4 protein-coding genes are annotated in these 1,771 nt (G+C 72.3%); all 4 read left to right on the top strand.

Features of this window, described 5'->3' with window-relative positions:
• Positions 1-472 (top strand): phosphopantetheine-binding protein (locus tag AB0B91_RS65625; protein WP_358343135.1); only part of this gene is annotated, 472 nt, incomplete at its 5' end.
• Positions 473-475: 3 nt separating this feature from the next.
• A complete protein-coding gene (locus AB0B91_RS65630; protein ID WP_089002953.1) occupies positions 476-1,366 on the top strand; it encodes a 3-hydroxyacyl-CoA dehydrogenase NAD-binding domain-containing protein in 891 nt (296 codons plus the stop codon).
• Positions 1,363-1,614: an acyl carrier protein gene (locus tag AB0B91_RS65635; protein ID WP_358343137.1), complete on the top strand. Its 252-nt coding sequence runs from the start codon at positions 1,363-1,365 to the stop codon at positions 1,612-1,614. Before AB0B91_RS65630 ends, AB0B91_RS65635 begins: the two co-directional genes overlap by 4 nt.
• The coding region (locus AB0B91_RS65640; RefSeq protein ID WP_358343139.1) for an acyl-CoA dehydrogenase family protein at positions 1,611-1,771 on the top strand (161 nt) is incomplete at its 3' end. The genes AB0B91_RS65635 and AB0B91_RS65640, both read left to right, overlap by 4 nt.

Raw genomic sequence — 1,771 nt, forward strand, 5'->3', positions numbered from 1 at the left:
CCTCGCCACCGGCCTGCGGCCTGCCGAGGGCGCCGACGCCTTCCGCCGGCTGCTCGCCGCCGACGTCGGCCCGCAGGTGGCGGTGGTGGCCAAGGACCTCGACGCGGTGTTCGCCGACATCGCCGGTCGCCGGGGGGCCGAGGCGGTGGCGCAGCGGCCACCGGCGCACCCCCGACCGGCGCTGGGCACGCCGTACCGGGCGCCCGGCGACGCGGTGGAGGCGCGCCTTGTCGACATCTGGCACGACCTGCTCGGCGTGGAGCAGGTCGGGGTCGACGACGACTTCTTCGAGCTGGGCGGGCACTCCCTGCTCGGGCTGGAGATGGTCAACCGGATCGGCCGCGAGCTGGGGCTGAGCGTGCCGCTGAGCGTGCTGTTCGAGGCGCGCACCGTCGCCGAGTTGGCCGACGTGCTCCGCCGGGAGCCGGCGCCGGCCGGCCCGGCCGTACTGACCGAGAGCCGAGGAGGATGACCGATGGGTGACATCGAGACGGTCGGCGTGGTGGGCGCCGGCGTGATGGGAACCGGGGTGTCGCAGGCCCTGGCGGAGGCCGGGCTGTCGGTGGTGCTGGTGGACCTGAGCACGGAGATCCTGGACCGGGCCCGGCGGGAGATCGGGGACGGGGTACGCCTGCGGCGGCTGCTCGCGGGAACCGGCGGGAACCGGACGGCGGTGCTGGAGCGGATCAGCTGGCACACCGACCTGGACGCCCTCGCCGAGGTCGACTTCGTCATCGAGAACGTCACCGAGGACTGGGCCGTCAAACAGCCGGTGTACGAGCGGCTGGACGAGGTGTGCCGGCCGGACACGGTGCTGGCGGCGAACACCTCCGTCATCGCGATCACGGCTCTCGGTGGCCTGACCCGCCGGCCGCAGGCGGTGCTGGGCATGCACTTCATGAACCCGGTGCCGCTGCGACCCATGGTCGAGGTGATCCGGGGGCACCACACCAGCGACGAGACCGTCGCTCGCGGTCGCTCCCTGCTGGAGCGGCTGGGCAAGGAGGCCGTGGTGGTGGCCGACTCGCCGGGCTTCGTCAGCAACCGGGTGCTCATGCTGACGATCAACGAGGCGGCCTTCCTGCTCCAGGAGCGGGTCGCCGACGCCGCGGAGATCGACCGGCTCTTCCGTGGCTGCTTCGGGCACCGGATGGGCCCGTTGGAGACCGCCGACCTGATCGGCCTGGACACCATCGTCCAGTCCATCGAGGGGCTGCACGAGGCGTTCGCCGACAGCAAGTACCGACCCTGCCCGCTGCTGCGCCGGATGGTGCAGGCCGGCCTGCACGGCCGCAAGAGCGGTGCGGGCTTCTACTCCTACGCCGGTGCCGGCGACCGGCCGGCGCCAGCGGAGAGGCGAGGATGATGGAGAACATTCGACGGCAGGTCCGCGCGTTCCTCGCCCGGTACGTCCGGGACCGGGAGATCGCCGACGACGAGAACATCTTCGCCGCCGGGGACGTCAACTCGCTGTTCGTCATGCAGCTCGTGCTGTTCGTCGAGAGCGAGCTGGACTGCCCGGTGGCGGACGAGGACCTGGAACTGGAGAACTTCAGCAGCATCGACGCCATCGTGGCGTTGGTCGGGCGTCGGACTGCGACGGTACGCGGATGAGGGTCCAGCTCACCGCCGACCAGCAACGGGCGTGGGAGCGGTTCGCGGCGTTCGCCGACGACGACCTGGTGCCGTACGCCGACGGCTGGGACCGCGCGCAGGAGTTGCCCCGCGCCGTCGTGCACCGCCTCGCGGAGGCGGGGCACCTCGGTGCGGT

The organism is Nonomuraea sp. NPDC049141 (assembly GCF_040648415.1).
GTDB lineage: Bacteria > Actinomycetota > Actinomycetes > Streptosporangiales > Streptosporangiaceae > Nonomuraea.

Excerpts from the sequence above, each read along its gene's own strand:
- AB0B91_RS65635 (WP_358343137.1), top strand. The coding sequence starts at position 1,363 with ATGATGGAGAACATTCGACGGCAGGTCCGCGCGTTCCTCGCCCGGTAC.
- AB0B91_RS65630 (WP_089002953.1), top strand. The coding sequence starts at position 476 with ATGGGTGACATCGAGACGGTCGGCGTGGTGGGCGCCGGCGTGATGGGA.